Consider the following 1,370-nt stretch of genomic DNA (forward strand, 5'->3'; position numbering starts at 1 on the left):
CACCGCCGGTGAGCGACGGGCCCAGCACGGTGACCCGCACGACCACCCACACCAACAGCCCGGACCCCACCGAGGACCCGACCACCGAGCCCGACACGCCGGCTGACCCGACCACCACCATCCCGACCACGACGCAGGACCCGGTGAACCCCACGCCGGACCCGACGACCACCGACCCGACGACCGCACCCACCACCGACCCGACCCCGACCCCGACGGCGCCCTCGCCGACGCAGAGCCCGGAGCCGAGCCCCACGGACGAGCCCAGTCCCACGTCGGAGCCCACCACCACGGGTCCGGGGCACCCCACCGGCACGGACAGCCCCACCACGGAACCCGGGCCTGACCCGACGCCCACCACGGAGCCGTCGCCCACGGACAGCCCGGAGCCGAGCCCCACCGACAGCCCCAGCCCCTCGGACAGCCCGTCGCCGACGGACAGCCCCCTTGACCCCACCGCGTCGGTCACCATCGGCCCGATCAACCCGTCCTCGCCGGACATCACCCTCACCGAGTCCCTCGACCTGTCCGACCTCGCCTAGGAGACAACCCACATGGAGACCCCACTGCTGTCCGACCGCTACGAGGTCGGAGAGACCCTCGGCCGGGGTGGCATGGCGGACGTCGTCGCCGCCCGGGACTCCCGCCTCGGCCGTCGCGTGGCCGTGAAGATCCTGCGTGAGGACCTCGCGCGCGACCCCGCCTTCGTGCGGCGCTTCGAGGCCGAGGCCCTGGCGGCCGCCCGGCTGAACCACCCGGGCATCGTGTCTGTCTTCGACGTGGGTGAGCACCAGCCGGACACCCGCGGCGGCCTGCCGCTGCCCTTCATCGTCATGGAGAAGGTCTCCGGCTCCACCCTGCGCACCGTGCTGGACACCGAGGGCGTGCTCGCCCCGCGGCGGGCCGTGGACGTGGCCGCCGACGTGATGGCCGCGCTGGCCTACAGCCACGAGCAGGGCGTGGTGCACAACGACATCAAGCCGGGCAACGTCATGGTCACCGACGACGGCACGGTGAAGATCATGGACTTCGGCATCGCCCGGGCCCTGGCCGACGTGACGGTCACCCTGACGCAGCCGGACCACGTGCTCGGCACGGCCAAGTACATGGCACCGGAGCTGGCCGACGGTTCCCCGGCCGAGCCGGCCTCCGACGTCTACGCGGTGGGCTGCATGCTCTTCGAGATGCTCACCGGCCGCACGCCGTTCACCGGTGACCCCACCACCTTGGTGAACCAGCACCTCCACGTGGCGGCCCCGCGCGTGTCCACCGAGCTGCCCTCGGTCTCGCCGGACCTGGACGACCTGGTGGCCGCGATGCTGGCCAAGGACCCCGCCGAGCGCCCCCACCCCGCCAGCGAGGCCGAGCGC

At 73.3% G+C, this 1,370-nt stretch carries 2 protein-coding genes; one reads left to right on the forward strand and one right to left on the reverse strand.

What is annotated here, in order from left to right; genetic code table 11:
• Positions 1-511, reverse strand: a 511-nt coding sequence (locus tag HMPREF3099_RS04065; protein WP_202816683.1) for a hypothetical protein, incomplete at its 3' end; no start/stop codon positions are given.
• Between the two features lie 43 nt (positions 512-554).
• Here HMPREF3099_RS04065 and HMPREF3099_RS04070 point away from each other — a divergent pair.
• Positions 555-1,370, forward strand: an 816-nt coding sequence (locus HMPREF3099_RS04070) for a protein kinase domain-containing protein (RefSeq protein WP_141761977.1), incomplete at its 3' end; no start/stop codon positions are given.

Origin of the sequence: Kytococcus sp. HMSC28H12 (assembly GCF_001816045.1) — a bacterium.
Classification (GTDB): domain Bacteria; phylum Actinomycetota; class Actinomycetes; order Actinomycetales; family Dermatophilaceae; genus Kytococcus; species Kytococcus schroeteri.